The organism is Haloferax massiliensis, assembly GCF_001368915.1.
Classification (GTDB): Archaea; Halobacteriota; Halobacteria; order Halobacteriales; family Haloferacaceae; genus Haloferax; species Haloferax massiliensis.
Genome location: NZ_CSTE01000003.1, coordinates 19,821 through 33,878, shown reverse-complemented (window position 1 = coordinate 33,878; position 14,058 = coordinate 19,821). Strand labels below are relative to the sequence as shown.

At 65.4% G+C, this 14,058-nt stretch carries 13 protein-coding genes; 8 read left to right on the top strand and 5 right to left on the bottom strand.

Going from position 1 to position 14,058, the window contains the following annotated elements; translation table 11 throughout:
* Positions 1-61: 61 nt before the first annotated feature.
* Positions 62-1,204 (top strand): aromatic ring-hydroxylating oxygenase subunit alpha, encoded by a 1,143-nt coding sequence (locus tag BN996_RS13795; protein WP_089780021.1) that lies wholly within the window; start codon positions 62-64, stop codon positions 1,202-1,204.
* A complete protein-coding gene (locus BN996_RS13790) occupies positions 1,197-1,571 on the top strand; it encodes a hypothetical protein (RefSeq protein WP_089780018.1) in 375 nt (124 codons plus the stop codon). Before BN996_RS13795 ends, BN996_RS13790 begins: the two co-directional genes overlap by 8 nt.
* A 24-nt stretch (positions 1,572-1,595) precedes the next feature.
* Here the strand turns inward: BN996_RS13790 and BN996_RS13785 are convergent, their stop codons facing one another.
* Positions 1,596-2,246 (bottom strand): helix-turn-helix domain-containing protein, encoded by a 651-nt coding sequence (locus BN996_RS13785; protein ID WP_042665745.1) that lies wholly within the window; start codon positions 2,244-2,246, stop codon positions 1,596-1,598.
* A gap of 242 nt (positions 2,247-2,488) precedes the next feature.
* On the opposite strand from BN996_RS13785, the gene BN996_RS13780 reads away from it, so the two are divergent.
* The gene (locus tag BN996_RS13780) at positions 2,489-3,364 is read left to right on the top strand and encodes a DUF8073 domain-containing protein (protein WP_089780016.1); all 876 of its coding nucleotides are present in this window, start codon (positions 2,489-2,491) and stop codon (positions 3,362-3,364) included.
* Between the two features lie 119 nt (positions 3,365-3,483).
* Here the strand turns inward: BN996_RS13780 and ilvA are convergent, their stop codons facing one another.
* Positions 3,484-4,725 carry a threonine ammonia-lyase gene (gene ilvA, locus BN996_RS13775; RefSeq protein ID WP_089780014.1) on the bottom strand — a complete coding sequence of 414 codons (1,242 nt, stop codon included), beginning with the start codon at positions 4,723-4,725 and terminating at the stop codon, positions 3,484-3,486.
* Between the two features lie 374 nt (positions 4,726-5,099).
* Here ilvA and glyA point away from each other — a divergent pair, with 374 nt between their 5' ends.
* Both glyA and BN996_RS13765 read left to right on the top strand, forming a co-directional pair.
* Complete coding sequence (gene glyA, locus BN996_RS13770) at positions 5,100-6,347, top strand: serine hydroxymethyltransferase (RefSeq protein ID WP_089780013.1); 1,248 nt, start codon at positions 5,100-5,102, stop codon at positions 6,345-6,347.
* Between the two features lie 221 nt (positions 6,348-6,568).
* Complete coding sequence (locus BN996_RS13765) at positions 6,569-6,988, top strand: GlcG/HbpS family heme-binding protein (RefSeq protein WP_089780011.1); 420 nt, start codon at positions 6,569-6,571, stop codon at positions 6,986-6,988.
* Between the two features lie 53 nt (positions 6,989-7,041).
* On the opposite strand, the gene BN996_RS13760 is transcribed toward BN996_RS13765, so the two are convergent.
* The 3 genes from BN996_RS13760 to BN996_RS13750 form a co-directional block, all read right to left on the bottom strand.
* Positions 7,042-8,199: a M20 family metallopeptidase gene (locus BN996_RS13760; protein WP_089780009.1), complete on the bottom strand. Its 1,158-nt coding sequence runs from the start codon at positions 8,197-8,199 to the stop codon at positions 7,042-7,044.
* A 123-nt stretch (positions 8,200-8,322) separates the two neighbouring features.
* On the bottom strand, positions 8,323-9,555 hold the full coding sequence (locus BN996_RS13755; protein ID WP_089780007.1) for a Cdc6/Cdc18 family protein: 1,233 nt from the start codon (positions 9,553-9,555) through the stop codon (positions 8,323-8,325).
* Positions 9,556-10,315: 760 nt separating this feature from the next.
* Positions 10,316-10,882 (bottom strand): TATA-box-binding protein, encoded by a 567-nt coding sequence (locus BN996_RS13750; protein WP_089780005.1) that lies wholly within the window; start codon positions 10,880-10,882, stop codon positions 10,316-10,318.
* Between the two features lie 212 nt (positions 10,883-11,094).
* Here BN996_RS13750 and tenA point away from each other — a divergent pair, with 212 nt between their 5' ends.
* The 3 genes from tenA to BN996_RS13735 are packed head-to-tail and all read left to right on the top strand — an operon-like array spanning position 11,095 to position 14,050.
* Positions 11,095-11,760, top strand: coding sequence for a thiaminase II (tenA, locus tag BN996_RS13745; RefSeq protein ID WP_089780003.1), 666 nt, complete (start codon positions 11,095-11,097; stop codon positions 11,758-11,760).
* Positions 11,757-12,527, top strand: a complete 771-nt coding sequence (locus BN996_RS13740) for a TenA family protein (protein WP_089780001.1) — start codon at positions 11,757-11,759, stop codon at positions 12,525-12,527. The genes tenA and BN996_RS13740 overlap by 4 nt, the downstream gene beginning before the upstream one ends.
* Positions 12,521-14,050: a sodium:solute symporter family transporter gene (locus BN996_RS13735; protein ID WP_089779999.1), complete on the top strand. Its 1,530-nt coding sequence runs from the start codon at positions 12,521-12,523 to the stop codon at positions 14,048-14,050. Before BN996_RS13740 ends, BN996_RS13735 begins: the two co-directional genes overlap by 7 nt.
* Positions 14,051-14,058 lie beyond the last annotated feature (8 nt).

Here is a 14,058-nt window from a genome sequence, read left to right as displayed (position 1 = left end):
ACTTATACGGCTCAACTATTCCCGACGAATCCTTTTCATCGGATGTGTGTTTCTTCCTCCCATGACACGGTGGAACAACGGTCGTGACGAAATCGGTGCAGTAAGTGCCGACATCACCGCGGAAACGAACGCGTTACCGGCGAAGTACTTCACGGACCCCGAAGTCCACGAGATGGAAAAGGAGAAAGTGTTCGGTCAGTACTGGGTCTACGCGGGTCACGAGACCCACATCCCGGACGCGGGCGACTACTTCACGCGGACCATCGGCGACAAGCAGATTATCGTCACCCGCGACGGCGACGGCGACGTTCGGGCGTTCTACAACGTCTGTGCCCACCGCGGGTCGAAGATGCTCGACGAGACGCCGATGACCGACCCCGGAAGCCTGAGTCGAATCACCTGCCCGTACCACCTCTGGGCGTACGAACTCGACGGGTCGCTCCAGAGCACCCCGAAGAGCTTCGAGGAGGCGAGTCTGAACCCCGACCTCGACGACGACGCCGTCGGCGAGCTCGACCCCGAAGAAAACGGCCTCATGGAGGTCAACACGGACGCCATCGGGCCGCTCGTGTTCGTCAACTTCGAGGATGAACCGAGCCTCTCGCTTGCCGAACAGGCAGGGTCGATGAAGACGGAACTCGAAGACCTGCCGCTCGGCGAGTACGAACACGCCCGGCGCTACGTCTCCGAGGTCGAGTGCAACTGGAAGACGTTCAGCGGGAACTACTCGGAGTGCGACCACTGTCAGGCGAACCACCAAGACTGGGTGCAGGGGCTCGAACTCATGGAATCCGAGCTCGAAGTCAACGACTACCACTGGGTGCTCCACTACAAGCACAGAGAGGACGTCGACGACGAGATGCGCATCCACCCCGAACACGAGGCCAAGTTCTACTACTTCTGGCCGAACTTCACGGTCAACATGTACGGCACCGCCGACGGCTACGGCACGTACATCATCGACCCAATCGACGAGGGGCGCTTCCAGCTCATCGCGGACTACTACTTCCGCGACGCCGACCTCTCGGACGAAGAAGAGGAGTTCGTCCAGACGAGCCGCCAGCTCCAAGAGGAGGACTTCGAGCTCGTCGAGCGGCAGTACGAGGGGCTCACGTCCGGCGCGCTCGGGCAGGCGCAGCTCGGGCCGAACGAACACACGGTCCACAAACTCCACCGGCTCGCGCAGGACGCTTACAATGCCTGACGACGGGGACGTCGAACCGGCCGAAAAGCCCCGCGCCGGGGTCGTCACCTGCCCGTCGTGCGACCTCCACGTCGCGGTTTCGGAGCCCAACGACGCCGTCGAACTGTACCGGCGACACGCGGACGTCACCGGCCACGACGTCGAGTGGGAACGCGTCGCGTTCGACGCCGAAGTCGACGCCGAAGACGTGAAAACAGCCCTCGTCGAACTCGGCGAACGTCACCCGGACGGCGTCGAACTCGGGCGACTCGCCGCGGCGCTCACGGACAGCGGCGTCGCCATCGGCGACGCGCTCGACGCCGTCTACGACCTGCGAATGAGCGGAGAAATCTACGAACCGCGGGACGACCACGTTCTCGCGGTCTGACTCCCGCAGCCCCTTCTGAGGCGGTCACTCGTCTACGAGAATCGACTCGACCAGCTCCGCGGTCCCTCTCCTGATACGCCCACTAACAGCAGTCGGCGAGATGTCGAGTACGTCCGAAAGGTCGTCTAACGCCGCCTCTCGCGGCTCCTCGAAGTAGCCGTGCTCGTAGGCGGCCACGAGCGCGTCGCGCTGCGCGTCGGTCAGCTTACTCGGCTCGCCGTTCATCCAGCCGTCCTGCTGGAACATCCGATTCAGGTCGAAGGAGATGTCGTTGGCCTCGCAGTACTCCCAGAGCTCCGCGAGCGCCTCGCGGTCCGACAACTGGAGACGGACCCGCCACCCGGACGTCTCGTTGCTGCACGCGTCGAGCATGAGTCCGCCGAGTTCCGTGACTATCGGCGACAGCAGTATCGCGTCGTTCGTGTGGCCGATGCGATAGACGACGGAGTCCTCACGCTCGGAGACGAGCCACCAGTCGCGGACGGTGTGGTCGGCTTCCAACGCCTCTTCGAACGCGGCGACGTCCGCGTTCTTCACGGCGAAGAAGAACTGGCCCGTCTCGGGATCAGTCCCGGACTGAGAGACAACGTCTATCTCGCTCGCGGCTTCCGACTGAATCGTCGGCGTCAGCGCGAGGTCGTCGTGCGCGATGTCGGCGACAGTTATCAAGCTCATTGTGGCTTCACCTCGTGGCCCAGTGGATTCGACACCGACCAAACCAGAGTGTCGAATCGGTTGAAGTACGCGAAGTCGTTTCGACGTTCGCGATAGAAACGTGTCTCATGGGCACGGTATAGTATTTTGAACAGCAGATTCTCGTTTATAGTTTTCGCCGTATATTCTGTGGGGTTATATAAACCGACTCAGTATTCCACACCGCTTTTCAGGGGGCCTCGGCGCGTCTGGGGAACCGCACAATGAGCGTGGGCACATCGCTTCGGCGACTGGGTGAATTCCTCGAAGAGTGCGAGCGGGCGGGAGCCGCGAGCGTCCGGGACTCGTCCGTGGCGGTCACGGAGTCGGGAGCGTCGGCGGACATCGAGTTCGCGCTCTCGCCGAGCGACGAAGCCGAGTCGCCCGTGCGGACCCGGACCCGGGAGACTGCAATCGAGTCCGACGGGACCATCGGGCTCACGCTCGAAATCGACGACGTCGTTCCGAGCGACCACGAACACGTCGACGTCGACGCGGCCGAAGTCTCGCTCGACGCCGAGCCGACGGCCGTCGTGACGGTCACAACCGACGCGCCCTCCGCGGAGGGTTCCGCGGGGCCCGACGTTCCCGAATCGCTCGGTAGCGTGCGGAGTCCGGACGTGCCGGCGTTCGAGGACACGGCGTATCTCGAAGCGGTGTACGCGAGGTACGAGACGTTCGACCGGATGGCGGCGGCGTTCGAGATGGACGTGTCGGACGAGACGGTCCGACGGTACATGATCGCACAGGGCGTCCACGAACCGGACTCCTACGAGACGTCGCTCGCCGACGAGTCGCCGGTGGAAACACCGGGACCGACGGCCGCGGACGATTCCGGCGGGTCGCCCGAGGCGCTCGCCGACGGAATCGGCCTGCCCGAGTCCGTGACGATAGACCAACTCGCCGACGCCGCCAACGACGCGAAGACGATTCGCGAGTTCGGGAAATCCATCGACCTCGACCGAACCGAAGCGCTCGAACTACTCCAGACGCTCGACCTGCTGGAGTTCGTGATGGGGCGTCTCACGACCGACGACGACCCCGACGTGAGTCGGAACGACGTCGTCGCGCGTATCAGACAGTCGGCCGGCGAGAACTAGCGGCGCTGCGCGACTCGGCCGCGGCGACGGCTTCGACGGCCGCGGCCCGCGGCTCCTGTTAGAAGTGAGATAGCACGTGGTTCGGCGACGAGAACGGTCGAGACGCCGGGAGGTCGGAGCTATCTCTCCTCCGAGACGTCGTCGACCGCGTAGCCCGCGTCTTCGATGGTGTCCACGACGGCGGCCGCGTGCTCTGCTCCTTTGGTCTCGATGCGGAACAGGAGATGGGCCTCGCCGACGTCGAGGGCGTCGACGGCGCGGACGTGCCGAACGTCGTGGATGTTCGCGTCGCGGTCGGCGATGAGTCGGGAGAGCCGCGCCATCTCGCCCGGTCGATCGCGTATCCGAACTCGCAGTCGGAGGGTCTGTCGGCGGCCGGTGAGCGCGTGGACGAGCACCGTCTGGAGCATCGTCATGTCGAGGTTCCCCCCGCAGAGAAGCGGCATGACGGTCTCGCCCTCGACGTCGAGGTCGTCGCTCAGCACGGCGGCGACCGAGGCGGCACCGGCTCCCTCGACGACCTGCTTGGCGCGTTCGAGCAGGAGGAGAATCGCCTCTGCGATTTCCCCGTCGGAGACCGTGACCACCTCGTCGACGTGTTCCTCGATGGTTCGGAGCGTCAACTCGGAGATGCCGCCGGTGGCGATGCCGTCGGCGATGGTGTTCGTGTCGTCGAGCGTCACGGGAACGCCCTTGTCGAGGCTCTCGTGGACCGTCTCCGCGCCCGCGGCCTGCACGCCGACGACGCGAATCTCGGGGTCGTGGTGTTTGATGGCGGTGGCGATGCCCGAGATGAGTCCGCCGCCGCCGATGGGGACGACCACGGTGTCCATCTCGGGAAGGTCGCGATACATCTCCGCGCCGAGCGTCCCCTGCCCGGCGACGATGTCGCGGTCGTCGTACGCGTGGACGAACTCGGCGTCCGAGCCCTCGGCGAGCGACTGCGCGTACGCCATCGTCTCCTGGAAGTCCTCGCCGACGAGTTCGACGTCCGCGCCGTAGTCGCGCGTCGCGTCGATTTTCGTCTGCGGGGCGTTCTCCGGCATCGCGACCGTGGAGTCGGCGCCGCACTCGGTCGCGGCGAGCGCGACGCCCTGCGCGTGGTTGCCGGCGCTCGCGGCCACGAACTCGTCGATTCCCCGGTCGGTGTCCTGTCGAATCTTGTTGTACGCGCCCCGCGTCTTGAACGACCCCGTCCACTGGAGGTGTTCCATCTTCAGGTAGACGTCCGCGCCGACGAGGTCGCCGAGGGAGGTGCTCCGCTCTATCGGCGTCCGCTTGACGACGCGGTCGTTTTCGAGACGCTCACGCGCGCGTTCGATGTCGCTGTACTGTATCGGGGACGGCCGCGTCTCGTTCATCGGCGACCCACTCCGGCGATCCGCCGTCCTGCGCGGTGAGGCGACGCACGCCCGTCGCCTCGGCCCCGGGACTTCCGGTGAGCTGTGATAGTTCTTAGCACGGTATGTGTGACGAACGTGACGAAGTTCCAATATAGAGCTATCGCCGGTCGACGAACTGCGGTGAGGCGTACGAAACACTGAAAACGTCGATTCCGGGAATTAGAGACCTCATGTTCGGAGATTCTTCGTGACCACCAAGGGCCACCTCGTCGGGGCGACCGACGCGACCACATACCATACGTTTTCTGTCAATTTGTGGTTTTCGTCGGTCGTCGTCGCCTCAGGTCCGGCCGCAGCGAAGCGTTATACCGCAGAGTCGAGATGCACCCACGATGCCTTACGACACCGTTCGAGAGACCGACCCGGCCGTCGCCGACGCGCTGGAAGGCGAACGCGGGCGACAGAACGACACCCTCGCGATGATAGCGAGCGAGAACCACGTCAGCGAGGCGGTCATGGAGGCCCAAAGCTCGGAGCTGACGAACAACTACGCCGAGGGCTACCCGGGAAGTCGGTACTACGGCGGCTGTGCGTACGCCGACGAGGTCGAACAGCTCGCCATCGACCGCGCGAAGGAACTCTGGGGAGCCGACCACGTGAACGTCCAACCGCACTCCGGGTCGCAGGCGAACATGGGAGTGTTCCTCGCGGTGCTCGACCCCGGCGACAAGATTCTCTCGCTCGATTTGACCCACGGCGGTCACCTGAGCCACGGACACCCGGTGAACGTCGCGGGGAAGACGTACGAGGTCGAACAGTACGAGGTCGACGCCGAGACCGGCTACGTCGACTACGACCAGTTGGCCGAAAAGGCCGAGGAGTTCGACCCGGACATCGTCATCTCGGGCTACTCCGCGTACCCCCGGGAGGTCGAGTGGGAGCGCGTGCAGGCCGCGGCCGAGGAGGTCGACGCCTACCACCTCGCCGACATCGCCCACATCACGGGCCTCGTCGCCGCGGGCGAACACTCCTCGCCCGTCGGCATCGCGGACTTCGTCACCGGCTCGACCCACAAGACGATTCGCTCGGGTCGCGGCGGTATCATCATGTGCGACGAAGAACACGCCGACGACGTCGATTCCGCGGTGTTCCCCGGCCTCCAAGGCGGGCCGATACTGCACAACGTCGCCGGTAAGGCCGTCGGCTTCGGCGAGGCGCTTTCCCCCGAGTTCGAGGAGTACGCCTCGCAGGTCGTCGATAACGCCGCCGCCCTCGGCGAGCGGCTACAGGAGCGCGGCCTCGAACTCGTCTCCGGCGGAACTGACACGCACTTAGTCCTTGTCGACCTCCGTCCGTCGCACCCGGACACGACCGGCAAGGACGTGGAAGCGGCCCTCGAAGAGGTCGGCATCGTCCTCAACGCCAACACGGTCCCCGGCGAGAGTCGCTCGGCGTTCAACCCCAGCGGGATTCGCGCCGGCACGCCCGCGCTGACGACCCGCGGTTTCGACGAGGAGGCCTGCCGGACCGTCGCCGACCTCATCTACGAAATCGTCGAGGCGCCGCACGACGAGTCGGTCAAGGGGTTCGTCGACCAGAAGGTCGACGAACTGACCGAGGAGTACCCACTGTACGACTGAGTCGGTCCGAGCGACTCACCTCGAACCGACCGGTCCCCGGGTCGCTCCCGTCGTCGCCGACACGAGTTGTCGGTATTTCGACTACTATTGTTTCGCCGGCAGCGTCGTTCGGGGAGCCTCAAGCGGCCGAAATCGGCGTGTACACGCCGATTTCGGCCGCCGAGTCGGGGCGGCGGCACACGTATAAGTACGGTCGTCGAGACCGGTTTCGACGAAGCGATATGTCCGACGCAATCAATCTCGAAACCGCGAAGGTACTCATCGAGGCGGCCGAAGCGGAGGCCGAGTCGATGGGGCTGCGGATGGTGATTACGGTCGCGAACCCGGAGGGTAACCTCGTCGCACAGCACCGGATGGACGACGCGTGGCTGGCGAGCGTCAACATCTCTCGGAACAAGGCGTACACGGCGGCCGCGCTGCAGATGCCCACCCACGAACTCGCCGAGGGGAGCCAGCCCGGCGAGTCGCTGTGGGGACTCCAGACGACCGACGAGAACCGACTCGTCGTCTTCGGCGGCGGTTATCCCCTCGAAGTCGACGGCGAACTCGTCGGGACCGTCGGCGTCAGCGGCGGCGAAGTGTCCGAGGATATGGCGGTCGCGAGCGCCGCGGTCGAGCGGTTCGAAGAGCTCGTCGAATAGCCGAACTGGCCGTCAGCCGCTTTTTTCGAGCCGTTCGTTCGACGGCCGAGTGCTCAGTTCCCGCCGTCTTCGAACAGTGCCCGGAGCGCCGAGCGGAGGATGTCGTATCCGACCTCGACCTCCGACAGCTCGATGTACTCGTCGTAGGCGTGGGCCTGCGCCATCGACCCCGGTCCCCACGTAATCGCGTCCATCCCGGCGTCGTTGACGAGGTTCCGAACGTCGGTCGCCGCCCGGATACCCCACGGCTCGGGGTCGACGTCTGCCCGCTCGGCGGCCGCGTCCCGAAAGCGCGCCGCGACCTCGCTGTCGGTCGGAACCGCCGCGGACTCGTAGACCCGCGTTCGCGTCCACTCGACGCGCAGGTCGTGTTCGGCCGCCACGTCGGACAGCAGCGCGTCGATTTCGGCGTCGACCGCCTCGACGGATTCCGATGGAACGAACCGCCTGTCGACCGTTATCGTCGCGCCCTCCGGGACGACGTTCTCCTTCGTCCCCGCCTCGAACCGCGTGACCGTCGCGGTCGGCCGACCGACGAGCGAGTCGGAGCGCGCTCGAATCTCCTCGTCGTACGCTTCGAGCGCGTCGAGAACCGGCCGGGCGTTCTGTATCGCGTTGTCTCCCTCGTCCGGTCGGCTGGCGTGCGACGGGTCGCCGCCGACCGAGATTTCGTACCAGCCGAGCCCCTTCGCGCTCGTCGCGGTCCGCAACGACGTGGGTTCGAGCACGACGCCGTAGGTGGCGTCGTAGCCGCGTTCGAGGAGCGTCTTCGTCCCCGGTTCGGCCGTCTCCTCGCCGACCGCCGCGTGGAACACGAGCGAGCCGTCGAGCTCTCCGGAGTCGAGCGCGTCGGCGAACTCGACCGTCGCGAGCATCGCGAGGGCGACGCCGCATTTCATGTCCGCGCTCCCGCGGCCGTACAGCCTTCCGTCTCGGACGGTCGGCTCGTACGGCGGGTGGTCCCACTGGTCTCGGTCGCCGGCCGGAACCACGTCGAGGTGGCCGTTGAGGACGACCGAGGGTTCGCCCTCGCCGACGCGGGCCGCGACCTGCGGTCGGTCGGGATACGGTTCCTCGACGAGCGTCGCCGAGACGCCTCGGGATTCGAGCCAGTCGTACACGAAGTTCGCCGCCGCCGCCTCGTCTCCCGGCGGGTTCTCGGTCTCGATTTCGACGAGACTCGTGAGCAACGATAGTAACTCCTCGTCCATGGTTTCGGTCGTCTATCGACAGAGACGGGCGCGGGATAATGGTTCGTGCGGTAGCTTTTTTCCGATTCGACTGTCAGCGTCGGAGGGTTCCGGCCCCGTTCGAACGCCGTGCGTCGCGCGTCGCTATTCGAGCGTGGAGATACGGCTGTCTCGGAGGAGCACCCGCTTGACGATGTCCGGGTCTTCGAGAAGACGGTGAGTCCCGTGGACGCCCTGACCGCGCCCGCGCCCGCGGACTTCGGACTGGATGACGTTGAGGAAGTCGAGTTCCTGCAGGAGTTCCTGCACGCGACGCTCGGAGAGCTGGTCCATGTCGAGGTCGTCGGCGACGGTGAGGTACTGCCGGTAAATCTTGTTCGTCGTGATTTCGGCGGTCTTTCGGCCGCCGGTCTGGAGGACCAGCGAGTAGAGGACGGCCTTCGACTGCGTGGCGGTCCCTTCGAGGAGTTCGCTGAAGCGGTCGGCCTCGCTTTTCTCCTTGGCCGCCCGCACGTGGTCGTCGGTGACGGTCTCGGCACTCTCGTTTCGCGCGATGCGGCCGGCGTTCCGGAGGATGTCGATGGCCTTCCGAGCGTCGCCGTGTTCCTGGGCGGCGAGCGCGCTCGCGAGGGGAATCACGTCGTCGGTGAGAACGCCGGGTTTGAAGGCGTCCTTCCGGTTTGCGAGGATTTCGCGAAGCTGGTTCGCGTCGTAGGACGGAAAGACGAGTTCGTCGTGGGCGAAACTCGATTTGACGCGCTCCGTGAGTTCCTCGGGGTAATCGATCTTGTTCGAGATGCCGATGATGCCGATGCGCGAGTCCACTATCTTCTGGTTTTCGCCCGCACGCGAGAGCTTTCGAAGCACCTCGTCGTCGCGGAGCATGTCTATCTCGTCGAGGATGACGATGGTCACGTCGGAGCAGGTGTCGAGCACCTGCCACAGTCGATTGTAGTAGTCGCCGGTCGACAGCCCGCGCTCGGGAATCGTCATCCCGCTTTTCGCCGGGTCGTTGACCTGCGAGGCGAGCGTCTTGATGACCGACGCCTCGGTGTGCTGTTCGCCGCAGTCGATGACGGCGATACGGACGTCGACGTCCTCGCGGACCGCCTCTTGTTGGAGTCGCTCGCTCACGAGCCGGGCGGTGAGCGTCTTGCCCGACCCCGTCTTCCCGAAGATGAACAGGTGGGTCGGTTCGCGTCCGAAGATGGCGGGGTTGAGCGCCTGCGCGACTTTCGACATGTGCTCGTCGCGGCCGACAATCTTGTCGGGACCGGGAAGATGAGAGATTTTGAGGATATCCTCGTTCGCGAAGATGGGTTGGTCGTACCGGAACAGCGGGTCGCGAGTCCCACCCTCGCCCTCGTCCGATGTCATGTGAGTTCGGTATTCATACTCACCCCTAATAAAGGTGAAGGGGTGGTCTCGCGTTTGTAACAGCGACAAATACGGCCGTTTGAACCGTACTTTGAACCCGGTTTTGGATTCGATGATCAACGAGTAGTGTCGCGCAAGTAAGACCGTCAGACACCACCCTCGCGTTTGTAACGCGCGAGACGGTCACGTGGATGACACGGTTCGTGGGGGTACACTCGCGTTTGTAACACGGGACCCGACAGACCACCCTCGCGTTTGTAATCGAGCGGGGGAGTACCGTCGCGTTTGTAACGCCGAGCGCTGGGAGCGGTGGTGCAGACACACCACCCTCGCGTTTGTAACGCGAATCGGTGTGGGGGTGGGTCGACGAGCGAGGTGTTATCGGTTTATTTTGCCCCTAGATTTACAAACGCGAGGGGGGTGTGTCGAATCCTCCTAGGGACTGGCGTAGCCGTTACAAACGCGAGGGTGGTGTGTGTGTGTTCCCGGACGTAGACGGACAAATCACGAGCAACACCCGTTTCTCGAAGAACAGCCACGATTCTCGACACCGAGCTATCACTAGTAGCTAGGCTAGTAGTGTAGCCACACTAGTAGTCTAGCTACACTACTAGTTCTACTACTCAACACAACACAACACAACAACGAACAACGAACCAGAGACCAGTCTACCGGGTTCCAGTCCACCGCCTACCCAGCGACGCCAGCACGTCAGTACGACATCCCGTCCCTCGACGCCCACCGAGTACCTGCCGAGTGCTCACCCGAGCAGTCCGAGTTCGCGGACGTCCTCATCGACCACTTCGAGAGCCGTTTCAGCGTCGGAGACTCGCTTCGCTCCCGTAATCACGACTTTCCCGCTCCCGAACATGAGGACGACGACGCTCGGTCCGTCGAGGCGGTAGACGAGTCCGGGGAACTGCTCGGGTTCGTACTCGACGGCTTCGAGACCGAGGCCGATAGCCAGCGCGTTCAGGTTGAGCGCCGCACCGAGGTCGGCGCTCGACACGATGTTTTGAACCGTGATGTCCGGCTCGTCGGGAATCGGTATTCCGAAGTCGGTGAACTCGTCGAACAGCGTTTCGATGGCCGTGTTCACGTCGTCGACGCTGTTCGCGCCGGTACAGACGATCTTCCCCGACCGAAAGACGAGACACGCCGACTTCGGGTCGCGGGTTCGATACACGAGACCGGGGAAGTTCTCCGGGTCGTAGTCGGTTCCGTCCATATCGAGCGAGAGTCGTTCGAGGTCGAGTTCGACCGGGACCTCCGTCGAAGCGACGACGTTCTGAATCTCGATGGACCTGACGGCGTTCACGTGCGACATCTTGTGAACTCGTTGACACTCGGTCGTGTTAAACTACCGGGGTCGTTCGCCCGCGTTAATCACCGGACAACTGGACAACAATCGAAACGCACGACGAAGTCGATGGCTAACCCACGAGACAAAAACCGAGAAACGGGGTTTCTTACGCGACGGATAACCGGCGAATATCATCTCTTCATAATTCTTTTCAGCGTCTTCTCCGATTACTCGCTATGGCGTTCACAGATACGATTCACGACGAGGCCGACGAGTTCTGGTCGGCCATCCTCGACCATCCGATGGTCGCCCGACTCGGGGAGGGGAGCCTCGACGAGGGGCCGTTCCGCTACTGGGTGCGGCAGGACTACGTCTACCTCGTCGAGTACAGTCGCCTCTTCGCGCTCGGTGCCGCGAAGGCCCCGACGCTCGACTCGATGGGGACGTTCGCGAGCCTCCTCGAATCGACCGTCAACGAGGAGATGGACCTCCACCGGAGCTACGCCGCCGAGTTCGGCATCGACACCGCCGACCTCGAAGCGACGACGCCGTCGCCGACGACCCGCGCCTACACGGACTTCCTCGTTCGCACCGCGACGCTCGGCTCGTTCGGCGACATCGTCGCCGCCCTGCTCCCCTGTATGTGGGGGTTCAACGAGACTGGACGCCGACTCGCCGACGCGGGCGTTCCGGACCACGACCAGTACGCCGCGTGGGTCGAGATGTACGCCGGCGACGAGTTCACCGAACTCACCGACTGGTGTAAGTCGCTCATGGACGACGTGGCCGCGAGCGCCACCGAATCGGACCGCGAGCGCTTCCGCGACCTGTTCCGCACGTCGGCGCAGTACGAGTACCTGTTTTGGGACGCCGCGTGGCGGCAAGAGGAGTGGCCGCTATGAGCAACACGGAGCCGTCGGCCCCCGAGACGTACGACGAGTTCGCCGCGTCGCGGTCGGACCCGCGCTTTACCGACTGGCTCCGCGAGCGCGCGGGCGAGTCGTGGGACGACGCGACCGCTCACCGACTGACGCGCGAACTCGCCGCCGACGAACTCGCAGACGACGTGTTCAGGCAGTATCTCGTGCAGGACTACGCCTTCGTGGAGACGCTCGTCGGCGTCTTCGGCCACGCCGTCGGCACCGCGCCGACCATGGAGTCGAAGTCCGAACTCGTCTCGTTTCTCGGCGTTCTGACCGACGACGAGGACGACTACTTCCTGCGGGCGTTCGACGCGCTCGACGTTCCCGAGTCGGTCTACGCGGACCCGAAAACCACGCCGACGACGCGCGCCTTTATCGACCTCCTCGAACGCGCCGGGGGGCAGGGCGGGTACGCCGAGACGCTGGCGGTGCTCGTCCCCGCCGAGTGGGTCTACCTGTCGTGGGCGACCGCCGCGGCGGACTCTGCCAACTCTCCCTCGCGGTTCTACCTCTCCGAGTGGATCGATCTCCACGCGGTCGACGACTTCGCGGCGTTCGTCGGGTGGCTCCGAACCGAACTCGACCGCGAGGGCGCAGCGGCCTCGCCGCGTCGGCAACGGCGGCTCGAACAGCTGTTCCGTCGCACGGTCGAACTCGAAGTCGCCTTCTTCGACGAGGCGTACGAACTGGCTCCGTCCACCGATTCGACCGGCGGTTCTTCCCAGCCGGGTGACGGCCGATGGTGAGCTCGACCGTCGCGCTCGGACTGACCGTCGCAACGCTCGTCGCCTTCACGGGCGTCGGCGTGTGGTTCTCCCGGGGTCGCGTCGGCTCCGTCGAGGACCTCATCACCGCGCGCGACTCCGCGGGGAGTCGGCGAACGACGGCGACGCTCGTCGCGTCCGTCATGGGCGTCTGGGTGCTCTTTTCGGCTCCCGAAGCGGGCGCAAGTTTCGGTATCGCGGCCGTCGTCGGCTACGCGGTCGGCGAGGCCGTCCCGATGCTCGTCTATGCCCGCCTCGGCCCGCGAATCCGGAAGCTCATCCCCGAGGGCCACTCGCTGACCGAGTACGCCCACGCGCGCTACGGGACCGCGATGTACGCCTTCGTCCTCCTCGTGAGCGCGCTCTACATGTTCATCTTCCTCGCCGCCGAACTGACCGGCATCGCGGGCGCGCTCTCGCTCGTCGCCGGCGTCCCGCAGTGGCAGACCGCGCTCCTCGTCGGCGGCTTCGTCCTCCTCTACACGAGTTACGGCGGCCTCCGGGCCAGCATCGCGACCGATGCGGTTCAAGCGGTCATCGTCATCCCGCTTCTCCTGCTTGCGTTCGCCGGCGCGCTCGTCGCGCTCGGCGGCCCCGCCGCCGCCATCGACGGCATCACGGAGACGAACCCCGCGCTCCTCGACCTCGGCGCGGTCGCCGGCCTCCAGTTCGGACTCGCGCTCGCGTTCGCCATCCTCGGCGCGGAACTCATCAACCAGACGTGGTGGCAACGCATCTACGCGGCCGACTCGTCGGAGACGGTCGGGCGGAGCTTTCGGACCGCGGCGCTCGCCAACGGTGCCATCGTGTTCGTCACCGCCTTCTTCGGCGTCGTCGCGGTCGGCAACGCCGCCGTGGTCACCGACCCCGCGAGCGCGGGCTACAACGCCGACGCCGCCTTCTTCGTCCTCCTCGGCGAGGCGTTCCCCGAGTGGCTCGTCCTCGCGGCGGTCCTCCTCGCGCTCCTGCTCGTGATGAGCTCCATCGACACGCTGTTCAACGCGCTTTCGAGCCTCGTGACCGCGGACCTCGCCCGCCTGCTCGCGGCGCCGAGCGACCGCCGCCTCGCCCTCGGGTCGCGGGCGCTCACAATCGCCGTCGCGGTCGCCGCGATTTACGTCAGCCTCCGCGCACAGAGCGTCCTCCGGCTGTTCTTCTTCGCCGACCTGCTCGGCGCGGCCGTCGCCTTCCCGCTCGTCTACGGCTTGTACTCGACGCGAATCACCGGTCCCGGCGCGCTCGCGAGCAGTCTCACCGGGCTCGCTGTGGGCCTCGCGTTCTTCCCCGACCTCCGCGGCGTCATCACGTCGATTCCGGTCGTCGGCGGCCTGCTGCCCGCCGCCGACCCGCTGTATCTCACCTCCTTCGGCGGCGCGTTCGTGGTGTCGACGGCGGCGGCGCTCGTCGCCGCCCGACTCACGGACGCCGGGTTCGACCTCGGCCGGCTCTCGCGGGAGATTCGGCGGTTCGACGACGGCCGAACCGACGCGCGGTCGTCCGACTGACGCGGGCC